At 47.7% G+C, this 22,495-nt stretch carries 13 protein-coding genes and 1 pseudogene; 2 read left to right on the plus strand and 12 right to left on the minus strand.

What is annotated here, in order from left to right; translation table 11 throughout:
- Positions 1 to 169 precede the first annotated feature (169 nt).
- Positions 170 to 3,829 carry an S-layer homology domain-containing protein gene (locus tag ACOZB4_RS32810; protein WP_379413885.1) on the minus strand — a complete coding sequence of 1,220 codons (3,660 nt, stop codon included), beginning with the start codon at positions 3,827 to 3,829 and terminating at the stop codon, positions 170 to 172.
- Positions 3,830 to 4,070: 241 nt separating this feature from the next.
- Here ACOZB4_RS32810 and ACOZB4_RS32815 point away from each other — a divergent pair, with 241 nt between their 5' ends.
- Positions 4,071 to 7,010: a histidine kinase gene (locus ACOZB4_RS32815; RefSeq protein WP_379413888.1), complete on the plus strand. Its 2,940-nt coding sequence runs from the start codon at positions 4,071 to 4,073 to the stop codon at positions 7,008 to 7,010.
- Entirely contained in the window at positions 7,010 to 7,780 is a 771-nt protein-coding gene (locus tag ACOZB4_RS32820; RefSeq protein WP_379413891.1) for a response regulator, read from the plus strand. Before ACOZB4_RS32815 ends, ACOZB4_RS32820 begins: the two co-directional genes overlap by 1 nt.
- Before the next feature lie 150 nt (positions 7,781 to 7,930).
- On the opposite strand, the gene ACOZB4_RS32825 is transcribed toward ACOZB4_RS32820, so the two are convergent.
- The 11 genes and pseudogenes from ACOZB4_RS32825 to ACOZB4_RS32875 all read right to left on the minus strand — a co-directional run bounded on the left by ACOZB4_RS32825 (position 7,931) and on the right by ACOZB4_RS32875 (position 22,133).
- Positions 7,931 to 8,605, minus strand: a complete 675-nt coding sequence (locus ACOZB4_RS32825) for a uracil-DNA glycosylase (RefSeq protein WP_379413894.1) — start codon at positions 8,603 to 8,605, stop codon at positions 7,931 to 7,933.
- 150 nt (positions 8,606 to 8,755) lie between these two features.
- Positions 8,756 to 9,640: a glycoside hydrolase family 43 protein gene (locus tag ACOZB4_RS32830; protein ID WP_379414122.1), complete on the minus strand. Its 885-nt coding sequence runs from the start codon at positions 9,638 to 9,640 to the stop codon at positions 8,756 to 8,758.
- A gap of 212 nt (positions 9,641 to 9,852) precedes the next feature.
- Positions 9,853 to 10,020 (minus strand): annotated as a pseudogene (locus ACOZB4_RS32835) (DDE-type integrase/transposase/recombinase); the annotation flags it as partial.
- A 366-nt stretch (positions 10,021 to 10,386) separates the two neighbouring features.
- Positions 10,387 to 11,967, minus strand: coding sequence for a SagB family peptide dehydrogenase (locus ACOZB4_RS32840; protein WP_379413897.1), 1,581 nt, complete (start codon positions 11,965 to 11,967; stop codon positions 10,387 to 10,389).
- A gap of 52 nt (positions 11,968 to 12,019) precedes the next feature.
- Positions 12,020 to 13,969 carry a TOMM precursor leader peptide-binding protein gene (locus ACOZB4_RS32845; RefSeq protein ID WP_379413901.1) on the minus strand — a complete coding sequence of 650 codons (1,950 nt, stop codon included), beginning with the start codon at positions 13,967 to 13,969 and terminating at the stop codon, positions 12,020 to 12,022.
- The gene (locus tag ACOZB4_RS32850) at positions 13,966 to 15,924 is read right to left on the minus strand and encodes a putative thiazole-containing bacteriocin maturation protein (RefSeq protein WP_379413904.1); all 1,959 of its coding nucleotides are present in this window, start codon (positions 15,922 to 15,924) and stop codon (positions 13,966 to 13,968) included. Before ACOZB4_RS32850 ends, ACOZB4_RS32845 begins: the two co-directional genes overlap by 4 nt.
- 802 nt (positions 15,925 to 16,726) lie before the next feature.
- Entirely contained in the window at positions 16,727 to 17,980 is a 1,254-nt protein-coding gene (locus tag ACOZB4_RS32855; RefSeq protein ID WP_379413909.1) for a mechanosensitive ion channel family protein, read from the minus strand.
- A 249-nt stretch (positions 17,981 to 18,229) separates the two neighbouring features.
- A complete protein-coding gene (locus ACOZB4_RS32860; RefSeq protein WP_379413911.1) occupies positions 18,230 to 19,039 on the minus strand; it encodes a hypothetical protein in 810 nt (269 codons plus the stop codon).
- A 24-nt stretch (positions 19,040 to 19,063) separates the two neighbouring features.
- Positions 19,064 to 19,537, minus strand: coding sequence for a DUF5381 family protein (locus ACOZB4_RS32865; RefSeq protein WP_379413914.1), 474 nt, complete (start codon positions 19,535 to 19,537; stop codon positions 19,064 to 19,066).
- A 20-nt stretch (positions 19,538 to 19,557) separates the two neighbouring features.
- On the minus strand, positions 19,558 to 20,589 hold the full coding sequence (locus ACOZB4_RS32870; RefSeq protein ID WP_379413917.1) for a WXG100 family type VII secretion target: 1,032 nt from the start codon (positions 20,587 to 20,589) through the stop codon (positions 19,558 to 19,560).
- A 287-nt stretch (positions 20,590 to 20,876) separates the two neighbouring features.
- Complete coding sequence (locus ACOZB4_RS32875; protein WP_379413919.1) at positions 20,877 to 22,133, minus strand: DUF438 domain-containing protein; 1,257 nt, start codon at positions 22,131 to 22,133, stop codon at positions 20,877 to 20,879.
- Positions 22,134 to 22,495 lie beyond the last annotated feature (362 nt).

The following is a 22,495-nucleotide window of genomic DNA, read 5'->3' on the forward strand; positions in this document are numbered from 1 at the left end:
TCATTTATTACTATAATTATACAACATTAACGCGGTGTCGTGTTGAAATATCTCGATATAAAAATAGCTGTCGAGACTTTCTCGACAGCCTGACCACCTTTAAAGGTGGTCTTCATAGTATGCGAGGAGGCGAACCGTGACTACTTAAAGCCACATTTCGCTGACACCCCTATTCCTTCCAATCTTCAATTCCGGTCTCGAGCTGCTCGAATGCATGCGGAATCGAAGCTTCCATAATGTCTGAATAATGGCTGTGGGTTTTCGGAACATCGCTCCACTTCGGTTCAACCTTGATTTCCCAAGGGTTACGGTCCAGCAGCTGGTTAAGGATTCGAACAACCTCTAATCTCGTAATCGGCTGATTCGGATGGAAGGCCTTCTCCGTGAAATCGAACAGTACACCTTGCTCCTGGGCCGTGGCGATAGCTTTCTCAGCCCAGTGTCCCGCTACGTCCGTGTAGGTGCTTTCCTGGGCGGCGTCCCATTTATTCAAGTTCATGAGAATCTGCGCGAATTCCGCCCGCGTGATCTGTTTCTTCGGTTTGAACGTCTTGTCGCCGAAACCGACCATCCATTTATTGTTGGTTGCGGTCGTGATCGCGTTCGTTGCCCAATGTTTCGCACTCACATCCGAATACGATACTTTCTTCGAGCTCGCTGCGGATGTATACAAACGGGACAGAATCGCAGCCATTTCGGACCGGACAATTCCACGATCCGCTTGGAACGTGCCGTCGGGATATCCGACCATGTATGCGCGATGATCGCCTGCGGCCTTCACTTTCGGCTCCTGGGAGAAGCTGAATTTCACGATCGTGTCACCGACATGGATGATACCGTCCTTAATGTAGCTGTCATGTCCGAAACGCTCTTCACGCTTGTCGTTACGGCTGTCAAAAACAACATATCCATTCTTCTCGCCTAGGAAGTAGTAATCGCCATCCGCATAAACCATCCAGCCGTACTGACCGCTGTTTGAGCTAATCTGTGAGTTATGATTTTTGTTGGGTGCAAAATCTGGAAGCTCAGGCAAATTGACAAGCGTTCCCGGCACTCTGCCTTTGGAACGATTCAGCTCCGTGTCCGCCCAATACAATTGCATATTCACGCCTGCTACAGGCTGATCAGTCACCTTATCGAGAATCGTGCCATATGGATCGACCAAATCAACCGATAACTTGGCATTTCCTTTGCTATCGACGCTTAGCTTGCCGGCAGGACCAGCCAGTTTCTCCCCGTTAGGTGCGATCACGTTCAGTGACAACGTATATTCGCCTGATGCAACTTTCGGAAGCGTAAAGCTGCCGTCCTGGTTCATTACGATATTCGGCAGATTCAGTTCTTGCCCGGTTGCCGATTTTATTTTCCCTGTAACTTTCAAGTTGTCTCCGACGAGTTTCGTGATTTTGTCCTGAACGACTTTGCCCCCGTTGGCTTGGTCGGAAACAACGACGTCCGTTTTCATAGTAGGTGCAGGTTGTTGTACAACGTTCGTATTCCCTGCGGGTGGATCCACTGCAGGTGGATTTTCTGCCGGTACCGCAGGTGCGATGGGCTTGACACTAACCACATTGGACAAGCCTGCAAATGGACCCGATTCGACGTTTAGTCGGAAATAGTAGGTTTCACGGCTCGATAAACCGGCTACGGTTGCACTCGTTGAATCGGCATCCAGTGCCTCCAATGGGCTGACCGGCGTAAAGTTGGTGCCGTCCGTGGATTTTTCAACCGTGATGTTCAATGCCCCCGTTAGTGCAGGGAAATTCAATGTTACTCGCTCTATCCCTGGAACAGCAGACAACGTGGTGATCGGTTCCGAAGGCGAGGCCTGAACCACATTGGACAAACCTGCATATGGACCCGATTTGACGTTCAACCGGAAATGATAGGTTTCGCCGTTCGTTAATCCGGTTACGGTTGCACTCGTTGAAGAAGCATCCAGCGTCTCCAAGGGGCTAACCGGCGTAAAGCCGGTTCCATCGGAAGATTGTTCAACTATGATGCTCGTTGCCCCTGTTAGAGCAGGGAAATTCAATGTGACCTGCCCATTGCCTGCATCGGCCGACAACGTGGTTAACGATTTCGAAGGCGAAGCTTGGACTACGTTGGATAACCCGTCATATAGTCCGGATTTTACGTTCAATCGGAAATAGTAGATTTCACCGTTCGTTAATCCGGTTACGGTTGCGCTTGTTGAAGCAGCATCCAGCGTCTCCAATGGACTTACCGGCGTAAAGTTGGTCCCGTTGGCAGACTGTTCAACCACGATGCTCGTTGCTCCTGTGAGAGCCGGGAATTTCAATGTCGCTTGCTCATTGCCTGCAACAGCGGTCAATGTGCTTAAAGGAGCCGGATCTGCGGCAAGAACATAGACGGTAAACGACTTCTCGCTTGTCAGCCCGTCTTTGGTGATGGTTGCCGTCAAGGTCACGTAAGTTCCCGATTGGGCGATAACCGGTCTCGTCACGGTTCCGTCGGGTGCGATGACCGACGGCTGGTCGGAGGTCCAGACAGTGGTTACGCCATCGTCTTGTTGCAACTTAATATTGTTTTTGACCGAGTTTTTCATGTCGCCGGACTGATATTGGATATCCGTATTGTTCTCTGCCGTTTCAATGGACAGAATAGCAGCTTTATAATCCGAAATGAGTTGGTCCGCGATTCGATCGGCAATTTCTTGAATGATATCGGCGCTGGTTTTGTCGGAATGGACATGCAGTCCGCCCTTCGAAATACCGTCGATAAACGTTTGGTCGATGTCCTCATAGGTAGCGCTGGTTACGCCAACATATTGTGCGCCTCTGTTATTGAACGAGTCCGTCAGCTTGGATTGATTCGATCCCCGATCTAATTCCCCGCGAGGGTCATCGTTAATGTTTACGACATAGCGCAGCGGCGCCGTCCCCCAAAGAATATTATCCACGGCTACATCCAATGTCTTGCTCGAAGTTGAATACAACTTCATATTGTCGAATGAAAAAATCGAGATGATCTCGCAGCCATGGCCTATATGGCTAACGATTGGACCAAATTCATTTCCGTAAACATCCGGGAGGGCTAGATTCCGAATGATTTGGTCGCCATTATCCCACATGCTCAGCGTTGTATCCGTTACGACGATTTTAATGCTGTGGTGGGTGGATGCCCCTTTTGGAAAACTTCCGATTTGAGTCACGCCTGACATGGAACTCAATGCTCTTCCCGTCTCATTGTGTAACGCAGTGGCATCTACACCATTGATTTTATATACATTGACAGCGCCTTGAACATATAAAATCGTATAACCGCTTAATTTCCCGCTGCTGTCGATCTGGGTATTAAATAGAAAACCGCCGCCTTCCATGCTGTGGTAATCCACTTTGGATTCATCCATGTCAAAGGTGATGATCTTTTTGCCCGAAGGGCTTCCCTGCGTCAGCATGAAATCCTTATAAGCAGGCGAGGTATAACCATAGAAGGTTAACGTGTTGCCGCCGTTGGAAATCTGAACATGATTGTAATCGGCGGTTTCAACGGCCGGGGGCGTAGCACCAAAACCATAAGGATCTATATACCAGCTATCATAACCCTCATGCACATAAGTCGTATCCGTTACCGTTGCCCGGTCTGCGCTCGCGTCCATGATCGACACATATTTGGGATTTACGCCTTCCGCCATCAGCCTAGCTTTAATCGCATCATTCAACTGGCTCTCAAAATCACTGGAATCATAGATGCTCGTTCCGGCATTATAGTAAACCTCTGCTACCGGCGCGAGTGCATATGCCATCGGCATATTCGTAACAATGAACAGCGCTGCCACGATCATTGAAATTATTTTTTTCTTCAACTATTTCACCCATCCTGTAAGTTAGTAACCGTATGACATCCAACAACGACCCTTGACCCCTTGTCCTATTCATAAATAAATTTGTGCGGATAACCCCCTCCAATGAAGCAGATTGTAAAAATTGTTAATTTCAACATATCAAAAGCATCTCTCAAAAATCTCTCAAATTCGACTTCTGTCGACAGGTAGATTTTTGAGAGATGCTTGCCATATGATAGAGTCCATAGGGGTGTGACTATACATGAAGAAATGGATTGGTTATCTGGGTGCAATATGCGCCTTAATCGCCATTCTCTATATGATTTTTAGCGACGAGGACACAAGTGCCGTACATATTAAAGCCGTAGACGGCGTGCTTGACCTGCGAGAGCTCAAGGATTCGCCGTTTGTATCGCTAGCCGGAGATTGGAAATTCACCGCCGAAGCTTTTGTCGATCCGGCCGACTTTTCAAGCGAAGCCGATCATCTGCCGGTGCCCGGTCCCTGGGCATCGGATGTCGAGTGGGGATCCTATCAGTTAATCGTATACCTGCCGGACCACTGGTCCGATGAGATCGGTCTCCGTGTTCGGAATATCTGGTCTGCCCATACCATCTATATTGATGGCGTCCCCCTATTGAAAATAGGAAGCGTCGCAGCAACCAAACAAGCGACATCCCCGGACAATCCTGCCTATGAAGCGTATTTTAAACCGGGGGGCCGGCAGCTCCTGATTACCATTCATGCCTCCAATTTCTACAACACGAGAGGTGGCATCGTCCTGCCGATCGATTTCGGCGACGCCGAGCAGATGAAGGAAGACGTGCAGCGGGATCTTTCCCTGGAATGGACGGCTACCTTATGTTTACTGCTGTTCAGCATGTTCCATATGACAATTTACTTGCTGCGAACGAAGGACGAAGCCTTCTTGTACAGTGGCCTGCACTTTCTGCTCTTGGCATTAGTCATCGTGCTGCGAGGAGAGCGGCTATTCATTCGGGAGTTTCCGTCATTTCCCTTTGAGCTTTATTTCCGCCTGCAGGACACCTTTACTTTTTTGGCCTCCACCTTGCTGATTGTCTTTATCGTAAAAATGATTCCTTCCATTATGAGCCGAAAAACGATGTATCTGCTATTTCTACCGATCCTGGCCTATGCTTTCTTCAATGCGGTTCTCCCGGCCAGAACCATATCGGTTACGCAGTATCCGCTCTTCTATTACAACGATGGATTAATCCTGGGCATTATTATTCGCATCTTCTATCTGACGCTTAAAAAGCGCATCAATATACGTAAAAATGAAGCTGTCATTCTCATGTCGATGCTTCTGTTTCTAGCCGTATTCGCGATAAGCGCTTCATCGGACAGCTTATTCTTCACCGGGCGCAATTATATGAACCGTATCGGACTGGTCGGGTTTGTCATGACAATGAATGTTTTTCTCGGCATACGTCTAATGAACCGGGCCGAGGAGTCGGAGCAATTGAACACCAGGCTGCAGAAAGCTAACGATGCGAAGGATGCCTTCTTGAAAGTCACGACGCAGGACCTGCAGAGGCCTCTGCACGATGCCGTTCATTTAGTGGGATCCATCACCCGGGAGCCCAATCGCGAAAAGCAAGGCGAGCAATTGTACTTGGCGGAACAGCTGATGGGGAACATGGTGTATTTATTGAGGGATCTGCATGATTTCACCCGCATTCGATTCGATGATTACGCGATCCAGCTCAAATCCACCAATGTTCGGATGGTCATGTTCCATGTCATTCAGCTGATGCAGTTTACCTTCACGAAGAAGAAGATCGCAATCAACGAACAGATTCCGAAGCAGCTTTACGTATGGGCCGATGAGCAGCGCTTGACGCAGGTATTCATCCGGATCATGACCGAGATCTCTCATGACACCGCAGAAGACCGGCTGACCATTGAAGCTGTACAGGTGGGCACGGATATCTTGCTTCGAGTGACGTCAACCGGCGAATCATGGGCAGCGAATCGGGATCGCCCGCATTCTTCGGGGCTTATGATGACGGAGGAACTCGTCCAACAGATGAATGGAAGCATCGCATATGAACGCATGAAAGGCGGAATTCGCTTTACGGTAACCCTGGCTTTCAGCGAATTCAAAGAACCGGTTACCGCAGCGGAGCATGAATACTATCTGCAATCTGCGGCGCATGCAGAAGATCGGACGTTAGGAACGCTCCTGATTGTCGATGATGACGCGATGCATGCGGAAGTCATGAGGGATATGCTGGGGGACGCCTACAAGGTGCGAATCGCTTATACGGCTCAAGAAGCGCTTGACTATTACAGGAATCATCCGGAAATCGCGATGATAATCATGGATGACATCATCCCAGGCGACATGGATAGTCTGGAATTGCTTCGGCAAATCCGTACGCAGGCATCCTTAATGGACCTGCCGATCTTGATGATGATTTCTTCCGAATATCCCAGACATGTCGAAATGATTTTTGCAGCCGGCGCTAATGATTATTTACTGAAGCCTTTTTCCAAAGAGACCTTGATGGCCCGTTTGAATGCCGCGGAACAAACGAAGCAGTCGATGCTGAAGGCGATTGAGTATGAAATGGCATTTCTGCAGACCCAAATCAAACCGCATTTTCTATACAACGCGCTTAGCAACATCATTGCCTTTTGCTATACGGACGGGGAGCGTGCAGCCTATCTTCTAACGATGCTCAGTTCTTTCTTGCGTTATATCTTTGAGACGAGCCGGGATGGACAATTCTCCACCCTGCAGAAGGAGTTGGAAATTATCGAGGCCTATGTTGAGGTGGAAAAAGCCAGATTCGGCGAACGGTTAACCTTCGCTTATGACATCGATCCATCCATTGCCTCGGAGCATGTTCTGATTCCGAGCCTGCTCCTGCAGCCTCTGGTCGAGAATGCGATACGCCATGGCCTGTTCGACAAGGAAGGTCCGGGACATGTTCAGGTCACCATTTTCTTGCACGCATCCTGCTTGAACATACGCGTCGCCGATGATGGCGTAGGCATGTCGGCCGCGCAGTGCGCTCAGTTGATGGGGGGAACGGCCGCCAATGCCGGAATCGGGTTCACGAATGTACGTCGGCGCGTGCATGATATCACCCAAGGAAGCCTGGATATTCACTCCTCGCCGGGCAATGGAACGACCATTCAAATAATGATTCCCGTGAAGGAGGGGCAAGGGTAATGTGGAAGATCATCATCGTGGAGGATGAGAAACCCATTCTGGGCCTGCATGCCCGATTGCTTGAAACGTATGGCCCGTTTCAGGTTGTAGGCTGCTACGAATCGCCATTCGATGCGCTGCAGGAAATACCGAAGCTGGATCTGGACGCACTCGTGCTCGACATTGAAATGCCGAGAATGACGGGACTTCAGCTGGCTCAGAACTTGGTGGAGAACGGGATCGACGTGCCTGTGATCTTCACGACCGCTCACCAGCAATATGCCGTGCAAGCCTTTCGCGTGCAAGCCCTGGATTATCTCTTGAAACCGATGACCATCAATATGGTGAAGCAGCTGGATGAACGCCTTCAGAAGTATTACGGCCAGAGACCCAAGCAGGCCCAGAAGAAGGAACTCGATGTCCAGTTATATGGGGAAGCATCCGTTATGAAAGGCGATCAGCTTGTAAAATGGCCTACGCGCATCACGGAGGAGCTGTTTTACTATTTGCTGCTGCATGAGAATAAATTGTGCCCGAAGTGGAGAATCATCGATGATCTCTGGACGAACGTGGAGGAAAAACGAGCGCTTTCTAATCTGTATAATACGATTTACCGGATGCGTCAGCTGTTTATGGAGCTCGATGTTCCCATCGTCATCGAACGAGTGAATGATGGTTATATCATGAATGCGAACAGCAGCATCGTCATGAAGCCGAACGAAAGGCCGGATGCCCTTCTGCTGGAATCGAAAGGATATCTGTGGGCCTATGCTCACGAATCGATCCGTTAAGCATCTTGCTCTTTCGATCGAGCCGTAAAAAAGCAAAAGTCTATCCGGATGGTAAGCAATAACCACATCCTCATGCGGATGTGGTTTTCCATTTCCAGATACAATTGCTTGCGGGACGAATAGGTGTCACCATGGCCCCTCTCCTTCCTCTTACAAGTTAGGAATCTGCCAATCTATCTCCTGAAGCCCCATATTGCGTAGAAATTCGTTAGCACGTGAAAACGGCCTGCTGCCAAAAAAACCTCGGTGCGCAGACAACGGACTCGGATGCGGCGAACGAATCAGTGTATGCTGCCGGTTCGTAATGAGCTCCGCCTTCTTCTGGGCGTGGCTTCCCCATAACAGGAAAACGACAGGCTCATTTTTCCGATTGATCGTCTCAATGACCTTATCCGTAAAGATTTCCCATCCCCTGTTTTTATGAGAATTCGCTTCATGGGCCCTTACCGTGAGCACCGTATTTAGAAGGAGTACCCCTTGCTGCGCCCATGTTAGCAGATGGCCGTTGTTGGGAATGAAGCAGCCCAGATCATCCTGAAGCTCCTTGAACATATTTTGCAAGGAAGGAGGCGTGCTGACGCCCTCTTTGACAGAAAAGCTTAAGCCGTGAGCCTGTCCCGGCCCATGATAAGGATCCTGGCCCAAAATGACCACTTTGGTGTCGGCCAGCGATGTATAGTGCAGCGCGTTAAAAATATCGTATTTATCGGGAAAGATGGTCTTCGTACGATATTCCTCAATGAGAAATTCCCGCAGCTGTAAGTAGTATGGCTTCGTAAACTCCTGCTCTAAATATGTCGCCCAGTCATTCTTTAATATAGCCATTTCGGGTTCTTTCCTCCTGCCATGGTCATAAGATATAACTAGATTATATCATACGGATTATTTCTGGTATTTTCCTGACACCTAAGCCTTACGAAGACGCAAAAAAAGGCGACCGATTACGGGCCGCCTTTTCACCATGGATTCCCTTAATCAAGTCATGATGACCGGCTCAATCTTGCCGTTGCCGATCCGCATCCGATCTATGCATAACTGGCGATGTCCCGGCTCGGTGTCTCCAATAATCCGGCGGTGGTATACGATAAGCCATTCATCTTTCTCCTGCAAATGCAAGTAGCCATGGTGGCCGGGTCCTTCGGCAATCGGCTCCTGACGCTCCAGAATCGTGCCTTCATTCTTGAATGGACCGAGCGGGCTGTCGCTTACGCCATAGGCAACGCGATAGGTTCCATTCGTCCATCCGCCCATGGACCACATCAGATAATAAAGTCCGTCCTTCTTAATCATACAAGGACCTTCCACGTATCCCTCCGGCGTAATGGAACGGAAAATTTCATTGCCGTCGTCTGCCAATGGAACGAATCCCGTCATCTCTTCGTTCATCCGTGCAACGTTGCAGTGTCCCCATCCCCCATAATACAGATAGATCGTTCCATCTTCGTCCTTGAATAGATGCGCATCGATCGGCTGTGCCTGATGAATGAACTTATCCACGAGCGGCTTCCCCAAGTAGCCTCTGTACGGCCCTTCCGGACGGTCCGCAACGGCGATTTCCAAGCCGCCGGTTTCCTCGTTCGATTGGATATCGTTCGATGCAAACACGAGATAATATTTCCCTTGGTGCTCGATATGGGTCGGTGCCCAAACCGCCCTCCATATCCATGGAAAATCCGCCATTTCGATAATGCCTTCGTGTTTCTCCCAATGGATCAGATCGTCCGAACTGAATGCGTCCAGATTCATCTGCATCGTATATTCCGTGAAGGACCGCGTCGCATAAATCCAGTGCTTCCCCTCATACGTTCTGGCTTCAGGATCTGCATACCAGCCGGGTATAATCGGATTGTTAATGTTCAATGATAGACACTCCTCTCCTGTGCTGCGCATGTCGAGTTCGAGCAATATGGTATCGCCCGCCGACCAATGGCGCTCGATTGAGCGATAGCCGCGTTTTACCATTGCTTCTACACCGGATAGCCATTCTCCTCCCGCGTGAAATCGTACAATCCCCAGTTCACTTCTCTTCGTGGCCTATATCGAAAAAATGCACCTTACGTGAGCCGGGTCTCCAATCGAATGTCATTACGTGTGCTGAGTTTGTACGCGATCACTTCATTGTTATACAAGTCGTAGATCGTCGAGAGATACAAAAAGGACTGTCCGAATGGGAGATAGGTAATATCCGTAACCCATTTTTCCTACGGACGTGTCGCTTGGAACTCTCGGTTCAGCAAGTTTTCTGAGATGGCATGCGTAATGCCTAGTTCCTTAGCAATGGTTTTGAATCCCATAACCTTGTTTGAGATACATATTTACAGCTTCCTGCTTAAACTCAACCGAATATGTCTTACGAATTTCACCCATGAAAAAATCCCCTCCAAGTAAACTTTAGTGCTCTTCTTTAGCACTTGTCTACTCAAAGGGGATAATATCAACACGGCGCTCTTTTTTGTTGGTGGCTCTTTTTTTGTTGGTGGAGGCGAGCCGGGGTTTAGCAAATCCACAATTTTCCGCAATATGCTGATTCTAATGTTTTCTAACGGTGTCTCATTTGCTGTCTCTAAACGACCATAATATTCACAAAAGCTTTAACTCATACTCTTCTAGCCATGCAACCCTCCCGTTAAGCGGGGGCTATGACGATAGGGTCCTACCGGGATTTGGATTAGGCTGGTTAAACCTTGCGAAGTCATCTTGTAGATCTCATCACATAATCGGGCATCAAATCCGAGAAGCGGATGTCCTCCTAACCCGATAGCTGATGCCGCCAACAGCAAACGCTGTACAAGCATCCCTGCTTCCATCTGTTGGATGCGGTATCCCCTATATCCCATCGTTGCTGTAAGATGATCCTTGTCCCCTGCTATATGAAAGCATAGCGGTACTTGGAACAGGTTCACATTATCGGAAGGCATTCCTTGCTGCAACTGGAGCCGATGATCCCCATGACGTATCAATCGTAACGCATGAGCAGCGCTGTCATAATGGTACGCACCTTCCGGAATACCATCAACGTTATAGAGACATACGTACAGTGAGACGCGGGAAACGGAGTTCTCATGGTCTCCATCTAAATCATTCCAATACCTGAAGGAAGCCGTGGCCTCCCGCAGCAGTAAGGCCAGCTTCTCCTGGCTTACCTTACCCATCATAAAATCACTGTCCGGCGAATAACGCCTTCGGCTTACTGACGCCAGATCATACACCAACCGATTCACATGGGGCAGATCCACCACTTGATCTTCGCAGTGAACGATCTTCTCTTCCCCAATTCGCGGTATCGACTGAAGTGATTCGAATAGGGATGCTTCGTTCATTTTGATTAACAACGGAAATTCCTTGACCCTCCGGGACCGGACGTAATGATCATGCTGAACCGTTGGCAGCTCGCGGCATAATTCGGTGGCAGAGACACCCTCTTCTTCCTCATTTCTATTGGCAAACCAAGTGATCGCAGGCTCCATCGACAGTGGAATCACCGCATACACACTTTCCTCTTGCTCGGATACCCCAAGAAGATGATTCACCGCTCGATCAAGAAACTGGAAATACACCCCCGATTCAAAGCCAAACCGTTTAGCCACTTCCAAGAGCTGCCCGATCAGCGCACCCGCATCAAGCCCTTGCAGGCGGTAGGAAAAGTTATTATATTTAAAAAAGTTTTTCCAAAACATGCTCGATACAAATACAGAACCAAAGCATGCTTTCACGTCATAGCGATTACCAAGAGCCCGGGCTAAATAGGAATCGAAGTCGCCTTCGCGCAGCAGCACCAAACGGTGATGCGCCACATCATAATGATATACCCCCGCGGGCAAATCCTCTATTTTCAGATACACGTATAATTCATTCGGATATAACGCCCCCCCGGAGGGAGCAAACCGCCGATACAGCTGCAGCAGGCCCATTGTTTGCACCATGGAATTCGAAGCAAGGACAGACTGGGACAATTGAGTGAGCCCGAATACGTACCAAAGAAAATGACCCATCAGGCGAAGGTCGGGCTTTATTGGCGTTTCACCACCTTCGAGCGTCAACGGTACTTCGGGGCATAATGGAACCACAGGCAGACCGCGATAGAGCTTATATGCAAGCGGTCCGTCTTCCCAATCCACCACCAAGTCCGGCGGTTTGGTCTTATTAATGTCATAATGCAGATTGTGCAGAAACGTCTCCAGACTCATCCTTGTCCCTCCTTATACGCACGAGGGTGGCTTACCAGCCTCGTTTTTACACCTATGGAAATGGATGCGGATATGGATTGAGATCTTCTAGCTCAAGTGGTTCCTTCACGTACCCGAGTTCCGCAGGTACCCGGAGCACCCGCTGAAGCCCTGCCAGGCGCGTAAAGTGATGTCCAAATGTCATCGGCAGCATCCCCGGGATCAGCACTTTCACGCAATGCAGCCCATTTCGATTAATTTCCGGTGCGGTTACATCCACCACGATCACATCGAGATTGAGTCGGTGGAATGCATTAAGAATGTCCTTCAGGTCATCCGTTAAATCAGTATGCCTATGCCTTTTCCCCCGCTCGAATTCCTCTTCAAACGTTCGCAACGGGCGATTCTCATCCAGCAGAAATTGCAGGCGCTCCTGCGCTTGCGGCAATCCGTAAAGCAGTGAATGATCCTCCATCTCCTGTACTAGGGATGAATCATGGAACATTCGAACATATACTTCCCGGTTTGCATCGAGTTTCTCGTCAAGCGACTGTAACATGCCGGCCAGCTCGTGAACCGCACTTTTCACAGCCCGTATCGGATCCGGATGAGCTCCGGCTGCACAGATGAGATTCACTCCTGTTTGTTTCCTGTTTTTCGCCACTCCCCACACGCTTGGAATCCCATTTTCCATCGTCGAGTTATAGAAATGCACATCAAACCCCGCCACTGCCTGTAAACGATCGATCATCAGTCGCAATTCTTGGTCATTAGCGGAGTTTAGGTCAAGGCGCGGGAGAGGCAACTGCCCATACCAAGTCATCAGAAACGAATCCCGCTCCACCACTTCCAATATGCCGTAGAAAATAGCCTCCTCCAAACTTCCGCCTAAAGCGCACCCGTTGGAACTTTCAAACACAAAGTTGTGCCCACAGCCCATGCTGTAATAGGCGAGCTGCTCCGGAACTAGAATCGGACGCTCTTGTAAAAACGAATAGCCCCATACCCAATGGATCGGGTGGTCAGGATTAAACCTTGTGAACGGAGCCCCTGGCTTGGCATATTGCTTCTCCGTATGCACCCCTACTTTAACAGGGTCAAGCGCTTGATCTTTCAGGTTGCGGAAGCTGCCATGGACTACCGTCCGTTTGCTTCGGGGTGCCAGACCGCAGTACCGCTCCAACCCCTCCAATATAGCGGTCAACTCACTTGCCGCATAGGAATGTGTCCGGCCTGCCGTTCCCACATCCTCTGCGAACAACGGCAGATTCACACTCACATCGGCAAATGGTGACTTAAGGTTAACCATCTTCCCATTCAAAAAGCCGGTCCGGTAATCCAAATAGTCTTTGATCAAAACGTTACTTAACTCATCCACCCGGCGGCATCGGTAACTATCTGTGCTAATCTTCGGGCTTGGTTGCAGCGAAATATGGGCTGCTGTCGATGAATCATCAGGTAATTGACTACAAACCGGACACAGCGGGTCAGGGAGAATGAGGTGAAGTGTGCTCTCCATCGTTTTCAGGTTGATCAAAAACACCTTCCCAGCCGATTGAACCGTTTTGCCTTGTAACACCCTTCGTGTCTCTTCTACCAGCAAGTAAGCGACCTGCAAAAGTCCTGTACGTGACGCCCATGCATCACTCGGCATCCCCCCATGTGTTACCAGCCTCTGCTGCAGTTCCCGCATCTCCTTGCGTTCACGTCCCGCCATCAGGCGCCGCGTGTCTGCACACTGGGAGCAACCTTGAGTACCCGGACGAACCAACGGTCCGATCACGCCTTCACCAAATGCAACGAAGCCGCGCAGCCAAGGGATGCCGGCCGGCTGCAGCACCTCTTCTGCCTTTTGATGAACGCTAGGATGCCAAGCATCGTGCAACACCAGAACCAAATCCACCGTTTCAGGTACTCCTGGCTCGAAATCAATCTGACGAACGATCTCAAATTGGGTTGACAGTTCCCCATACACGCAGTCTGCCAACACCCCTTCTCCAACAATCACAATAATAGCGCTCACCGGGATCCCTCCTCTTGCAGCACCACACCAAACACCCCTGCTATTTCCTCCTTCAAGAACGGTTCTATCGCTAGATCGAGGGCCAAGAGCCTCTTACTGTTCCGATTCAAAACCCGCAAGGCGGACTGTAGAACCTCTGGTTGTGACGTTGTTTCATATGCAGGGATCTCAAGCCTTATTGGCGTCTTTTCTTCCAGATGCACGGATGAAAACGCCAATGCTTGCGATTTGAGGCAATCCGTTTGGTCTTGTGCTGCTAGCAGAGCCTGTTGTAATGCCTTCCGCAAAGCCATTGTCACATTTAAGTCTACATTGCCATACCAACCATCCCTCGTACCGACCCACACCACAGGAAATCCGGACACTTCCTCTCCCAAGGCGATCAGCGGCTCTCCCTTCATTGTCGTCAATGCCTGCAAATAAAAAAGACAGTGTTTATCTTCTACCGCACCTAACTGTACCCGGGAGACAAAAGGCAACTGATACGCCTGCTGCTTACCCAGTACTTCCTTCAAACATCTTTGCAACCCTCGGCAAATGCCTTCCGCAAACGTTTCTCCTGCTCCTATGCCAATAAACTCTTGCGTTTCCATCCTGCTACCCTCTACTCCCTGATGGGAGGGCAGCGTAGAAACAAGCAAATCGGCCATTCGCGACACATATGCTTCAATCCCAGATAGCCCCGCTTCCCGTCGCGCTTCTTCATGCGTCAGATCGGAGCAGATCATGTCAGGCAGCAGCCCAGCCGGTCCTTCTGATAGCGGATCGATTACCTGAACGCGACACTGAGAGAGTGGCAGCTGTTTTAGATCCCCCTCCTCCCAAACATGAAAAATCCCTGATTCCGCCGATGTCAATCGGTTGAAGTAAGGAATCAATCCGTTCTCACTTTTGCTCGATCTCCGTTCAAGCTGACGATCGAAATCATGAATCCATTCAGGTGTGCCAAGTCCGGTCACAAGCGGATGAGGCATGAACGAATGCCACTTACCTTCCAAAGTCTCCAGATCTAACAGATAAAATCGATTATTCTGTTCCGAATTGTCCGCTCCCGTCATCTTTTTAAATAATTCAAACACGATCACATTGGCCAACATCGCTCCTGCTGTGGAAGAAAAGGTGTGCAGTTGCGGGTCTTTAGAAATCGCAGATTGGTGTATGCGTCGCCATGCCGACTCCCAGCATCCCTGGGCGTCCGGATGCACTAACGGCCCCGCCAGACCTACCTGTTGCAAGCATACAGCAGAAAGAAACACCTTCTTCTCCTCCCTGCAAGCGGCATGAAGAGCTTGAAGTTCCTTGATATCCTCCTCCCGTGACACGAACAAAATCGAATCAAACGGCCTTACAACCTCCCGCCAACAACTCCCTTCCTCCTTCTGCAAGATAACCTCCTCTATTGCCACCTCGGAGTCCGTTTTACAGGCATGTGCCGCCAGTTCTGACATCCGTTGCCGATCCGTCGAATCTGAACCCGAGACCAAGACAGAAAAATTGGGCAATCCGGATTCAAGCAGCGCAGAAATCGCCGAGATCAAAAATGGACCAGAACCGACCACCAATACTTTGGCCTGACGATAGGACTGAAACCGATACGCACCCGAATCACCGAAATGATCCAAAAACTCAATTTGAGAAGCATACTTTTTGAGAACCTCTTCTGGTAATTGATGTGGAGCATCTTGACTCACATCCCGAGCAAAGCCGTTACGATACAAAACTTCTGCAATTTCATATACTTGGTTTCGGTGTTGGTTCGGCAATCCGTCTGTCAAATCCCCCAATCTATACTCCCCATTGAATATCGGTATCAGCTTTTCAATCCATTGATCGATCGCCTCACCTTCCATGCGGAACGAGCTTACATTGTTTCGAAAATACACACCGCTGGAATCAGGGAGAAAAAATGTATCTCTTTTCACCTTTAGACGCATCGAGGGGTTCAAATTTGTCATTCTATTCCTCCTCCGTAAGCTTCTCAATCTGCCCGGGCACTTTACAAATAATCTTATGTACAACTATTTGTCCCTCATGTCTGTAACGTTTAAACTTCTGTCCTTTCGTTGCCAACTCAAAACACCCCCTAAATTAGATTAGATTAACCAGGGGTTCCTCTAATATCTATTTTAGGGGGGACACATCAAACTGGTTCTGGAGCCTTTCTCTTTTCATTAAGTAGCCACTATTCCCGTTGAAAAGTTAAGCAATTATGGGCAAAAACATTGCCTTATCGTCCTCCACGGTGACAGTTATGACAGTTGTGACAGTTGTGACAGTTATGGCAGTTATGGCAGTTGTGGCAATTGAAGCAGTTGTGACAATTGAAGCAATTGAAACAATTGAAGCAATTAAAACAACTGAGGAAGCATAGACGAGCCGATTGTTCGTTTTGAGCGTTCCAAGGAGTCATCTCACTCGCCTTAAATTTGGAAACATTCAATTTCGCTAAATCATTTTGGAAATCATTCATAATCTTACCTCCATTTTTAATAATCGTTTTGCTGGCAGCATAAACTCCAATTTAATACCCATGACAACATATGAATCGAGTTCCGCTCTTGTTACTGATTTAAATGCCTATAATTTATTTTTCTTCGTAAATTCAAGATGGAAATTGCTAAACACCTCTTCGATAAAGCTCTGGGCCAACAATCCAAGATAACACCTTATCGACAATGCAAAAAAAAACCATCCTCATGCGGATGGTTTTTGATTATCATTTCTATTATTTTTCATTATTAGCCTCCGATCATATTTTCAATATCCTCGCGAATATTCCGGGCTTTCTTTGAGTTGAACGATATCATGGCCGGTTGGGTTTTGGAAGGCACGCAGCCCAAATGTCGGCGCAACGGCAAAAATATGGTCAAAAATATCCGCTTGAATCGATTCATACATTCCCCAGGCGGTATCATTACTGAAAGCGTAGATTTCCAACGGCAGTCCGTTATCTCCCGGTGCTAACTGTCTGACAATCAGCGTCATATCCTGATGAATTTTCGGATGATGCCTCAGATATTGATGGATATATTCTCGGAATACACCGATATTCGTAAGTTGTCGGCCATTCACTTTACTATCCGTATTAATCTGGTGTTCGATGTTATACGTATGAATTTCATTTATTTTTGTCGTGACATAATCGGTAAGGTAGTGAATCTTCTGGAATTCCTCAATCATTTCTTTCGTACAAAAACTTATGCTGGTCGTATCGATATAGACGCTTCGCTTAATTCTTCGGCCGCCGGATACTTGCATGCCTCTCCAATTCTTGAACGAGTCGGAGATGAGAGCATAGCTCGGAATCATGGTGATTGTCTTATCGAAATTCATCACCTTTACCGTGTTTAACGTAATGTCGATCACGTCGCCGTTCGCATCGTATTTCGGCATTTCAATCCAGTCGCCGACACGCACCATGTCATTCGACGATAATTGAACGCCTGCCACCAGGCCTAATATGGAATCCTTAAAGATTAGCATCAGCACGGCCGATAAAGCACCAAGCCCACTGAGAATGATCAACGGATTCTGACCGATGAGGTTTGAGATCACCACAATGCCGCCGATGATGAAGAGAACGATCTTCACCACCTGAATGTATCCCTTGATCGGCCTGATCTTGGAGACCTCAAACGAACGATAGATGTCATCAAAGGCATTAAGCAGCGCATTGAGCACCGTGATGGTTACGATAATCATGTACGTCATTGCCGCCTTTTCAATCAGAATCTGATAGGGCGGAAAGATGGACGCCGAAAAATAAATAATGATCACCGGCACGAGATGTGACAGCTTGTGGAATACTTTTTTCTCGACAATGATATTATCCCATGTATAACGATTGTTATTGACAATATGAATTATGATCTTCAATACGATTTTTTTGGTTAAAAAATTGGCTAATATAGAGACAACGGCTATAAAAACAACCATGATCATATTTGAGAGATATCCAATGGTTGGTTCGCTCATGCCGTATCCGTCTAGTTGGTTTTTGATAAAGTCCATTATTTCCTCCTGACGTAGTTTAAGATTAGCCTATTATTATAAATTGAATTCTATTACCACGCAAAGTCCAAGATAAGACATCGATGGGTTGATTTGGAATAAGCTAGATGTAAGACTGTCTGTTTGAAAAACAAAAGAGAGCACCGGAAGGGTGCTCTCTTAGTCTGATTCTATATGACCGAAGGGCGCTAAGATTATGGATCGCATAGAAGACCTTTCAGATGAGCAGTACTACACTTACCGTTTTCCCTAAGTCAAAGCTCCAGCAAAAGAGCCGAGCGTCTTTCTGCATGCAGAGAAGGATTGCAGCTCAATGCAAATCTGTGGTTCCTCATTCCTGTCCGCTTCCTGATTACATACAACCCAGACCCCTTCTTTGGCAGGAAGCACAAACAAAATATCCTCGATTGCCGTCTGGTTTCCGCTTCCAATTCTTATCGTGCTTAGATTGTCCATGGTACGGGCATTGGTTTGAAAATCCTGCTGCCATTCTGCAATCAGCTGCTGTTGGTCGGATGAAAGCTCGTCATAGAGAGGGCAGGCAGGGGATTCACCAGCTGTCAGCCGGTTCCACAATTCTTCAGTGATCACAACCTTGGATTCGGATAAAGTCATCCCTTCAGCTTTCGAAGGCTTCACTCCATAGAAACGTACAAGCTCCTCTTCCCAATCCTGCGGCTCTGTCCAGGATAGAAAATGAAGCGTGTTATTGTCAGACAAGTGGTACAAATACCGCTGCTGCAGCTCGTGGATGGTCAGTACTTTGCTAGAATTCCGATCGGTAATCCCTCTCAGCATATAATTGCTCTGCAGCAAGTGCTGAATCATTTGCGTAATTTCGGAAGTAAAACGAACCACTCCGTTCTCTTCATCAATCGATTCTATAAAGCCTTTGGACATCAAACTATGTGTAGCTGCCTGAAATAGAAGCTCCCATCTGTCTCCAGACAGGTCTCCATAGTATGCCTTCATAAGTCCTGCAGCCATTTCCTCCCCTTGATGAACGGCCAAGGTGTATCCCAGCTCTTCTAATGAAAATATATAGGTATGCTCGCTCATGTAAGCAAATCCTCCAGTACAGATCTATTTCGTTTCCTTTCCGTTACGGCTGATCAGCCCCCGCAGGCGCTTCATGACAGACTGGATTTCGGTATCGGTCAACAAATAATACGTATTCACCGTCCAGGTCTCTCTGTTTTTCAAATGAAAAATCAGCACAGGAAATTTCGGAAGCAGCCACTTCCGAATGGAAGGGCCGCTGTAGCTGATGCTTGTAATCTCCGCCCAGGCTACGGTCCGCGTACCATCTGAAATGGAATTTTGATCGTAGGTGAGCAGCTGCGTGTCTGATTTCAACGCCTTTGGCAAGCTGACAATCAAATATCCTCCAAAAAACGGTATCCCTATTATGGCTGATGTGATACAAAAAAACTTGCGAATAAAGGAAGTATCCATAAAAAAAGCCGCGTACAGCAGAAACAGGCAGGCCAGCACAAACAGTAAACTGCCAAGTGATTTGCCCCATGCCACGGATTTCCGATAAGATATTGCGTTCATAATTTAGCGCCTTCCTGAAATTATTTGAACAGTCCGCTAATCCAGCGAACTCCCTTTTCGACAACTTTAGCTGCGCCATCACCGACAAAAGCTCCAACCGTACCACCTACATAGGAACCGATGGCCGCACCAACCGGGCCACCAATCATCGCACCGACGGCTCCGCCTGCTACAGCCCCGCCATAGGTCGCGGCTGTTTTTACAACAACGTTGGATGCGGCTACAGCTACTTCTTCCCCGTTAAGCTTGCCTTCACGATACTTACTGACAAGGCCGGAAGCCTCGCCGATCACATTAAAGGTTGCGTTAATCGGGAATATCTTTTTGGCGATCATACCTGGAATTTTCTTGGTAGCGATCCCATATCTACCTTTTTCTACGCCGGCTATGACCTGTCTAGTCCATTGAGGAAAGTTCTTAGCTTGACTAAAGCCTAGCCCAAAATTGAGACCGAATTTGCTTGCCACTCTATCAAAGCCTTTGATTCCTTTCATCATGAGGCCTGGGTTCACAATCTGGCGATTTATGCCTCTTGCCAGGTTCTTCAAGAACGTATTGTTACCTTTGCCTTTAACCCATGGCGCATTATGAATTTTGGCTCGGGACGGATTTCTGGGATCTACTCTGAATTGTACCGTCTTACTTAAGACTAAGGAAGCGCCCACAGAGCTGTAAAGGAGAGTTCCCCACTTTTCCAGATTATCTCTTGCTTCAAGCGAGCTGTCTAACACGTTCTGGGTTTGATCAATCGGATCGGCGGCCGTCCTTGCCTGTAACGAAGCTTGAGTGGAATCGGCCTCTTTAAAACGTTTGACAATCGTATGTAATTCCGTGCTGACCGAACCCACCGCTGCAGTAAAATTATCCATTTGCTGACGGGCAAGTTGGAAATTTTGATAGAATTGCTGCCTTGTCGTACCTTCCCATCCACTTTCAAGGATATGAATCTGCTGGGTAAGGTGGCTGCAAATTTGCACCCCGATCTCCCTGGCCTGTGCAAATTGTTGGGATATCTCCATAAGTCTTTCCGGAGGAACTAATATTTTGCCCATGGCACTCACCTCAACAATATACAGATTAATGTAATTATTCTAGTAAAGGTTATCAATCTTCACAAAAGGAACAAGTAACAGAATACTAAAAAAATCGTTAGGTCCTTGGAACCAATTCCCAGGTGCCAGATATGAAAGCGAGGAAAACTATGCCTATTTGGAAGAAAAGCAAGTCATATAGCGCTAAAAATATTTCCCATTGGGCGGTCATAGTAACACAAGTTAAACAGCCAGTGTCCGATTGTTTTCGGCCACTGGCTGTTTCGACTTGTAACCGGCTTCTCTCCTTACGGAGAGAGTATCCGTTTTTGACCTGTGAGTTCCTGAATCGGCTTAATGTTTTGAGTGAATTCAAGCGTACCTAAATAGTTCCCTTCTTCATCCCTTACGGCAAAATAGCGAATGTAAACAAATTTATCTTTAACCGGGATCCAGAAATCTTCTGCATCTTTGACACCTGCCTTGAAATCAGCAAGCAGCTGATTGACGACAGGAACGCTTTGCGGAGGATGGCAGTTCTGAACACTTCTGCCGATTACCGCTTTGGTACGAACGAAGATTCGTTCTTTTCCCTGTGAAAAATATCGAACGATATCATTTTCATCGATAAAGGTTAGGTCGACTGGTAAATGGTTTAAGATAGATTCCATCTGTCTGACCGATAAAATGCCTGTACTCATTCGGATATATCCCTCTTGCAGCGGAGAAGACCCCAATCCCTGATCTGCGCCAGGTTCAGCTGCTCTTTCGGGAATCCATTCTTGATCGGGCGCAATTAAGCAATAACCGACTTCTTCGCTTTGGGCAGCAATTTGAAGCCATTCGTCTTCCGTCAACTTTTCCAGAGCCATTGGTAATAAGATATGTTCCTCTTTATAGATCATTTCTGTTACTTCGGTTAAGACTCGTTTTGCCAGATCCACTACAGTCTCGGCATTGCCATCAAAGTGAGTGAGTTTGGATTTCACTTCTTTTATTCCCAATCGGATACCGTCATCTACTGCCCACATCACCTTGGTGGGTCCATAGATCCCATATTTCTCGAGAAAAGGAAACAGCATATTTTCTTTGCGGCTGTAGTGTTTATCTACATCATAGAGGAGACTGAAATCCTCTAGCAATTTGAGGCGGTTTGCCTCTCCTTGATCCTTAAGAAATTGATCCAGATGCAGGGCGATTCTGAAATTTGCCAGTCGATCAATTTCTCGGTTCTCCATTTTAAAGGTATGCACTGGATGTCCAGGCTGCTCTTCCGGTTGATGAGCTCTGTGAATGTCTTGGATGGAACCTTTGAATACGGCAGCATGCACACTGCACAGTCGCTGTACCTCGGTTACGGGTATTCCTTCCTCCTGCATCAGCACTTGCTCCAGCTCCGAAATCTCATCAACGGAAATTTCCCCTACGGCTTGATTAAATTTGGCCTTTACTTCCTCCACGCTTTTTCCATAGTGCAGCTCTTTAATGATATCCTTGAGCATATTTATACGGGCCGTTCGATGAGCAGAAATTCCTTCCTCACGGTTATTAATGAATTCACTCATGTTCATCACCTCTGTTTTGTTTCAATATATAAAGATGAATTTCTATTCTGTTTACATCTCTAAACTAGCATCCTCATGCTCCATGACTTGTGATTAAAAGCACATAGGGAATGAAAATTCATTGAACAAAGAGAGGTGATCCGTTTCTTCGAAAAGTGACGAGTCGCTTTCTAAAAAGATGGGAAACCAGATAAAAATACAATATGATTACGGATGTCCATATTACGCCAGGCAATATACATGACCTGGTTCCTTATCTGTCCCGAATAGATCGGCAACAACAAACGATTAAGACATCACCGGGTTGATTTGGATATTTGTAAGACTTTTACGAAAACAAAAAGAGCACCGAAACGGTGTCT

Source organism: Paenibacillus sp. NPDC058898, assembly GCF_049316025.1.
Lineage (GTDB): Bacteria > Bacillota > Bacilli > Paenibacillales > Paenibacillaceae > Paenibacillus_AQ.

Bases quoted from the DNA above. Each gene is read 5' to 3' on its own strand.
- ACOZB4_RS32815 (WP_379413888.1), top strand. From the start codon at position 4,071: ATGAAGAAATGGATTGGTTATCTGGGTGCAATATGCGCCTTAATCGCC.
- ACOZB4_RS32820 (WP_379413891.1), top strand. From the start codon at position 7,010: ATGTGGAAGATCATCATCGTGGAGGATGAGAAACCCATTCTGGGCCTG.
- ACOZB4_RS32825 (WP_379413894.1), bottom strand. From the start codon at position 8,605: ATGGCTATATTAAAGAATGACTGGGCGACATATTTAGAGCAGGAGTTT.
- ACOZB4_RS32840 (WP_379413897.1), bottom strand. From the start codon at position 11,967: ATGAGTCTGGAGACGTTTCTGCACAATCTGCATTATGACATTAATAAG.
- ACOZB4_RS32850 (WP_379413904.1), bottom strand. From the start codon at position 15,924: ATGACAAATTTGAACCCCTCGATGCGTCTAAAGGTGAAAAGAGATACA.
- ACOZB4_RS32855 (WP_379413909.1), bottom strand. From the start codon at position 17,980: ATGGACTTTATCAAAAACCAACTAGACGGATACGGCATGAGCGAACCA.
- ACOZB4_RS32860 (WP_379413911.1), bottom strand. From the start codon at position 19,039: ATGAGCGAGCATACCTATATATTTTCATTAGAAGAGCTGGGATACACC.
- ACOZB4_RS32865 (WP_379413914.1), bottom strand. From the start codon at position 19,537: ATGAACGCAATATCTTATCGGAAATCCGTGGCATGGGGCAAATCACTT.
- ACOZB4_RS32870 (WP_379413917.1), bottom strand. From the start codon at position 20,589: ATGGGCAAAATATTAGTTCCTCCGGAAAGACTTATGGAGATATCCCAA.
- ACOZB4_RS32875 (WP_379413919.1), bottom strand. From the start codon at position 22,133: ATGAGTGAATTCATTAATAACCGTGAGGAAGGAATTTCTGCTCATCGA.